We start from the raw sequence: 6,115 nt of genomic DNA, 5'->3' as shown, positions 1-6,115 counted from the left end.
CGCGATTTGCGCGAGGCGCGTGCGGTCTATCTCGATATTGGCCAAGGCGAGCATGGCTTTGCCGACAGCAACCTCAAGCGAGGCCGACGACGACAGGCCCGCGCCTTTGGGCACATTGCCCGCGATGGCAATGTTCGCGCCGGTAAGTGCATGCCCCGCATTTTGCAGGGCCATTATCATGCCGCGTATATAATCGGCCCAGGGTTGTTCCGTATTGCGTTCGATGGGCTGTTTGAGGTCGAACGCATCCACTGCGTTGTCAAAGTCCACAGCGACAACATGCACAGCATTGTCGTCACGCCGGCTGGCGGCAACCATCGTCGATGGGCCAATGGCGCAGGGCAGGACAAATCCGTCATTATAGTCGGTATGCTCGCCGATCAGGTTCACCCGTCCGGGCGCGCGCGCCACCAGATCAGGCGCTGACCCAAATTGTGCGGCAAAGGCCGCACTGACCGTGTCCAATAGCGCCTTGTCGAGCGGCGTCATGCTTTGCTCCGGTAATGGATTTTGCTTTGCGCGCGTAACTGCTCGGCCGCCGCTTCGGGCGTCAGATCGCGCTGCGCTTCGGCCAGCATTTCATATCCCACCATGAACTTGCGCACGCTCGCGGAACGCAGCAGGGGTGGATAGAAATGGGCATGCAGTTGCCAGTGCGGGGCGTCGGGTGTCGCGCTTGGCGCGCCATGCCACCCCATCGAATAAGGGAAGCTTGTCTGGAACAGATTGTCGTAAGCGGTCGTGACGGACTTTAGGATGTCGGCCAAGTCATGGCGTTGTGCTGAAGTCAGTGTACTCAGCCGCTGGACAGCAAAACGCGGTAGCAGGAGGGTCTCAAACGGCCAGCTCGCCCAATAAGGTATCACCGCAATCCAATGGTCATTCATGGCGACGGTGCGCGCACCGTCCGCTGCCTCTTGTGCGGCATAAGTCAGCAGCATCGCGCTTCGGTGTTTGTCGAAATATTCGGCCTGCGTTTCGTCCTCACGCGCGGGTTCGGCGGGGACATAATCGGTGGCCCATATTTGTCCGTGCGGGTGCGGGCTGGAACAGCCCATCATCGCGCCTTTGTTTTCAAAGATCTGCACATAGGCATGGTTGGCCGACAGCTCGGCTTCCTGCGCCGCCCAATTGTCAACGACGGCCGCGATTTCGGCCACCGGCATTTCGGGCAATGTCTTTCCATGGTCCGGCGAAAAACAAATGACCCGGCATGTGCCATGGGCAGGTGCTGCACGAAACAACGCGTTGTCCTCGTCCGCTTCGTCGCCGTTTCCCGGCATCAGCGCGGCAAAGTCATTGTCGAAAGTGAAGACATTTTTGTAATCGGGGTTGTGTATCCCGCCAGCGCGTTCATTGCCCGGGCACAAATAGCAGTTCGCGTCATGGATTGGCCGCACTGCATTGTCTGGCGTGTCCTGCTGCCCCTGCCATGGACGCTTTGCCCTGTGCGGCGACACCAAAATCCATTCGTTTTTTAGCGGATTGAAGCGGCGGTGGGGCTGTTCACTAAACCGCATCGGGCAAGGTCCAATCAATCGGAGGCTGACCCTTGCTAGTCAGAAAGCCATTGCATTGCGAGAAATGTTTGCAGCCCAAAAAGCCGTTATAGGCGGACAGTGGTGATGGATGCGCAGCCTTCAGCACCAAATGGCGGCTGGCATCGACATTTGCCGCTTTCTTATGCGCATAGGCACCCCACAGCATGAACACGACCGGATCTGGCTTGTCATTTACGCGCCCGACAATCGCGTCGGTAAACTGTTCCCATCCTTTCCGGCTATGCGAAGCGGCCTTGGCCATTTCGACCGTCAAGACGCTGTTCAACAACAACACGCCTTGCTTCGCCCAATGCTCCAAAAAGCCATGGGACGGACGGCGTATGCCGAGATCGCTTTCCAGTTCCTTGTAAATGTTCACCAGGCTTGGCGGCGGCCGGACACCGGGCGGGACGCTGAAGCTCAAGCCATGGGCTTGGCCCGGGCCGTGATAGGGATCTTGCCCCAAAATGACGACCCGCACCTGATCGAGCGGGGTCAGTTCAAGCGCATGAAACCATGCGGATCGTTCCGGGTATATCGTTTTGCCAGCCGCCTGCTCGGCCTCCAAAAACCGTGCAAGTGCGGCCATGCCTCCGCTTGCCAGTGCGGCGCTTAAGGGTGCTTCCCAGCCATTAGGTATGGAAAGCCCGCTCATTCTGCCTTTGGCGGGGCAGTCAGCAAATCGGTCCAAGCCTTGACCTCTTTCGACGTCGCTGGCCCAAGCAGCTCCATGGCATGGCGCAGCCGCTCACGGATGATGTCGCGGCCAAGATGGGTAATGGCGTCAAACAAGGGCACGCCCTGCGCGCTGCCGGTTATGGCCAGATAGAATGGCCGGATAACATCCTTCAACTTGGCATCGAGAACTTCGGCCGTGCGGCGCAATGTTCCCTCAACACCGTCCCGGTGCCAATCGATCATCCCGTCAAACTGCTGCAGCGCAATCGTATAGGCCGCGCGTTGCGCATCCTGTTCCAGCTTCACGCCATCGCGCAGCCGTTCAATCGTCATGCCTTCAATGCGGTTCATGAAGAACATGGCGGTAAGCCCGCCAAGATCCGACATTTTGGTGATCCGCGCCTGCGCCATTTCGGCAATCGGCGTCAGATAGCTGTCATTCAATGCCCATGTTTTTACGGCGTCCAGAAACTCGGATACGCTCAATTCTTCACGCAGATAACGGCCATTCAGCCAGTCCAGCTTTGACGTGTCGAACACGGGACCGCCGAGCGATATGTTGTGCACGTCAAATTCGTCGATAAGCGTTTGCAGCGAGGTTTTTTCGTCTTCTTCGCTTGCGGACTTGATGAACAGTCCCAGAAAGTTCTGCATCGCCTGCGGCAAATAACCTGCGCGCTGATAATATAAGATGCTCGTCGGGTTCTTCCGCTTTGAAAGCTTTGATTTGTCGGCATTGCGCAGCAACGGCAAATGCGTGAGCACTGGCGGTTCCCAGCCGAAATATTGATATAGCAACAAATGCTTGGGCGCCGACGAAATCCACTCTTCACCGCGCATGACATGCGTGATGCCCATCAGATGGTCATCGACAACATTGGCCAGATGATAGGTCGGCAATCCGTCTGATTTCATCAGGACCTGCATATCGACCACCGAATATTCAAACTCGATCTCGCCGCGCAATGTGTCCTGAACAATGCATGTGCCAGTCGTCGGAATTTTCATGCGGACAACATGCGGCACGCCGTCGGCGTCGAGCTTCGCGCAGTCGTCGGTGGTGAGCGAAAGGCATGTGCCGTCATATTTGGGCGGTAACTTCGCCGCCATTTGGGCCGCACGCGAGGCGCTTAGCTTTTCAGCCGTGCAATAGCATTTGAACGCATGGCCATCGGCCAGCAAACGGTCGCAATGTTCGGTGTAGATCGCGCTACGTTCCGACTGGCGATAGGGCCCGTGCGGTCCGCCAACATCCGGACCTTCATCCCAGCTAAGCCCCAACCAGCGGAGTGATTCCAGAATCATTTTTTCCGATTGCGGCGTTGACCGCACTTGATCGGTATCCTCAATCCGCAGCAGGAATTCGCCCCCATGCTTCTTGGCAAAGCAATAGTTGATGAGCGCGATATAGGCGGTGCCGACGTGCGGATCGCCAGTGGGTGAAGGTGCTACCCGGGTACGGACGGGGCGGGTGATGGCATTCATGTTCAGTGCTTCTTTCAATTTCGGTTTGGCGGTCCTCTATCAAGCCCCGCCATGCTTGTCATCTTCGCGCTGCAATTGCGAAAGGGCGATATGTCGGTTGGGCGTAAATCGGGGTAGGGTAAAGTCTACCTAGCGCAAAGCCGATAACAGGCGTAGCTGATTGACCAATGACGCTTATTTCCCCCCGCTTGCTCTCGCTTGGAACCGCTGTGCCGCCGCATGGCATTACGCAAGATCAGGTCTTGGCGATATTGGCGCAGGCCAAAGGTCACGCGCTACCGGCGCGCATGGCAGATATTCTGGGTAATACCGGCATTGATCAGCGGTATATTGCGATGCCGCCTGAATATTATTTTGCGCCGCGCTCGTGGGCCGGTCGCGCAAAGGTATATGCCGACGCTGCAGCAGCCATGTTTGAGGCTGCCGCGGCACAGGCACTTGATCGTGCCGCCATCAATGCCGCCGACATCGGTCAGATTGTGTTTGTGTCAACCACAGGAACCATGACGCCAAGCCTGCCCAGCCGGATGATCGCGAAAATGGGCTTTGCGCCCGATACGCGGTGCGTACCCTTATTCGGCTATGGCTGTGCGGGCGGGGTCATTGGCCTTGGCGTTGCTGCGGACCTGTTCCGCGCCAATCCGGACAAGCCCGTCCTGCTCGTAAGCCTTGAGCTGTGCAGTCTTGCTTATGACCATGCGCGGATGGACAAAAAAGATATGGTTGCGCTGGCTTTGTTCGCCGATGGCTGCGCCGCCGCGGTGATTGGGGCAGGGCCAGGCCCTGTGCTTTCCGCCTTTGCCAGCCATGTGTGGCCTGGCACGCTGGATATGATGGGCTGGGAAATCGGCGACACGGGCTTTGATCTGGTGCTTGCGCGCGACATTCCTGTGTTCGTGAAGAGCCATTTTGCGCCTGTCTGCGACGCATTTTTGGCGCGGCAGGGTCTTGAGAAGTCCGAGATGGCCGAGCCTGCCTGTCACCCGGGCGGCGGCCGTGTTGTCGATGCGCTTGCGGACTATCTGGGTGATGATTTGGCAATGACCCGTTCGGTGCTGCGGGCGCATGGCAATATGAGTTCGCCAACGGTGCTGTTTGTGTTGAAAGCGTTGTTGGCGGCAGGGCCGATTGCAAAGCCAACCTTGTTGACGGCGCTTGGTCCCGGATTTGTGGGTGCGATGGGGGTTCTTACGCCATGACATTGTTTAACTGGCCTATCTGGGCGCTCATTGTCTTTGCCTATGTCATTATCCAGCGGCTGGCCGAGCTTGCCTATGCCAACGCGAATACGCGGCGTTTGCTGGCCGAAGGCGGGCGTGAGCATGGGGCAAAGCATTATCCTTTGTTCATATTGCTCCACAGCGGCTGGCTTGTGTCGATTGCGCTGTTTGCGGAACCGACAGCAGGGCCGAACCTGTTATTGCTCAACGCGTTCGTCGCCAGCCAGACATTCCGTTTCTGGACGCTGTCAAGCATTGGCCGGTGGTGGACAACCCGCATCATCAGCGCGCCGCATTTCCCACGCGTGAAGCGCGGGCCATATCGGTTTATCAAGCACCCAAATTACGCATTGGTGGTCGTGGAAATCGCGCTGCTGCCGCTTCTGCTTGGTGCACCCGCGATGGCACTGACGTTTTCGATATTGAACGCTGCGTTATTGTGGTGGCGGATCCGGATTGAAAATGCCGTGCTGGGCGAACGTGTGGGCACTACTTGACCCGACCGCCTGCTGGCGCTAATGGCGCGCCTTCCCATGGCCAGAGGACCGATTCTCTTTGGTCATTTGGGAAGAACTCAGAATAGCAGCACATTGTGTGATCGGCCGGGTGGGCCAAAGGCTGAGCCTCCACCGCAAAATACGGCTGCCCACCCAAAGTAACCGCTTTAAACAAGGTGAAGATATGCCAACGATTAACCAGCTGGTCCGCAAGGGCCGGACCCCGCAGAAGACCAAGTCCAAGGTCCCTGCGATGGAGCAAAATCCACAAAAGCGCGGCGTTTGCACACGCGTTTATACAACGACCCCGAAAAAGCCGAACTCGGCTTTGCGTAAGGTTGCGAAGATCCGTCTGACCAACCAGCGTGAAGTTATTTCCTATATCCCAGGTGAAGGCCACAACCTTCAGGAGCATAGCGTTGTGCTTATCCGTGGCGGCCGCGTACGCGACCTTCCCGGTGTGCGTTACCACGTGCTTCGCGGCGTACTCGATACGCAGGGCGTCAAGGACCGCAAGCAATCGCGTTCCAAATATGGTGCAAAGCGTCCGAAGTAATTCGAACGTTACCATTGGCTGGCCGATTGGCGCGCAACTGCGCTGCCACTGGTCCCATGAGATAAAGGAAATAAAATATGTCACGTCGTCGTCGTCCCGAAAAGCGCATCATTCTTCCCGATCCCAAGTTCGGTGATA

7 protein-coding genes are annotated in these 6,115 nt (G+C 57.4%); 3 read left to right on the top strand and 4 right to left on the bottom strand.

Features of this window, described 5'->3' with window-relative positions; genetic code table 11:
• From ACIQ5B_RS09910 to gltX, 4 genes are all read right to left on the bottom strand, one after another.
• Window positions 1–489, bottom strand: a 489-nt coding sequence (locus ACIQ5B_RS09910; RefSeq protein ID WP_397598875.1) for a galactokinase family protein, incomplete at its 3' end; no start/stop codon positions are given.
• Window positions 486–1,520 (bottom strand): UDP-glucose--hexose-1-phosphate uridylyltransferase, encoded by a 1,035-nt coding sequence (locus tag ACIQ5B_RS09905; protein ID WP_397598874.1) that lies wholly within the window; start codon window positions 1,518–1,520, stop codon window positions 486–488. The genes ACIQ5B_RS09910 and ACIQ5B_RS09905, both read right to left, overlap by 4 nt.
• Window positions 1,510–2,196 carry a uracil-DNA glycosylase gene (ung, locus tag ACIQ5B_RS09900; protein WP_397598873.1) on the bottom strand — a complete coding sequence of 229 codons (687 nt, stop codon included), beginning with the start codon at window positions 2,194–2,196 and terminating at the stop codon, window positions 1,510–1,512. The genes ACIQ5B_RS09905 and ung overlap by 11 nt, the downstream gene beginning before the upstream one ends.
• The gene (gene gltX, locus ACIQ5B_RS09895; RefSeq protein ID WP_397598872.1) at window positions 2,193–3,704 is read right to left on the bottom strand and encodes a glutamate--tRNA ligase; all 1,512 of its coding nucleotides are present in this window, start codon (window positions 3,702–3,704) and stop codon (window positions 2,193–2,195) included. The genes ung and gltX overlap by 4 nt, the downstream gene beginning before the upstream one ends.
• A gap of 167 nt (window positions 3,705–3,871) precedes the next feature.
• Between gltX and ACIQ5B_RS09890 the strand changes: the two genes are divergently transcribed.
• The 3 genes from ACIQ5B_RS09890 to rpsL all read left to right on the top strand — a co-directional run bounded on the left by ACIQ5B_RS09890 (window position 3,872) and on the right by rpsL (window position 5,977).
• Entirely contained in the window at window positions 3,872–4,903 is a 1,032-nt protein-coding gene (locus tag ACIQ5B_RS09890; RefSeq protein WP_397598871.1) for a type III polyketide synthase, read from the top strand.
• Window positions 4,900–5,421: an isoprenylcysteine carboxyl methyltransferase family protein gene (locus tag ACIQ5B_RS09885; protein WP_397598870.1), complete on the top strand. Its 522-nt coding sequence runs from the start codon at window positions 4,900–4,902 to the stop codon at window positions 5,419–5,421. Before ACIQ5B_RS09890 ends, ACIQ5B_RS09885 begins: the two co-directional genes overlap by 4 nt.
• Window positions 5,422–5,605: 184 nt before the next feature.
• Window positions 5,606–5,977, top strand: coding sequence for a 30S ribosomal protein S12 (rpsL, locus tag ACIQ5B_RS09880; RefSeq protein ID WP_125229575.1), 372 nt, complete (start codon window positions 5,606–5,608; stop codon window positions 5,975–5,977).
• The last annotated feature ends 138 nt before the right edge of the window (window positions 5,978–6,115 follow it).

It is taken from the genome of Sphingorhabdus sp. (assembly GCF_044374345.1).
GTDB lineage: Bacteria > Pseudomonadota > Alphaproteobacteria > Sphingomonadales > Sphingomonadaceae > Sphingorhabdus_B.
Note: the sequence above shows the minus strand (reverse complement) of the source record. Positions and strands in the feature narration are given on the sequence as shown.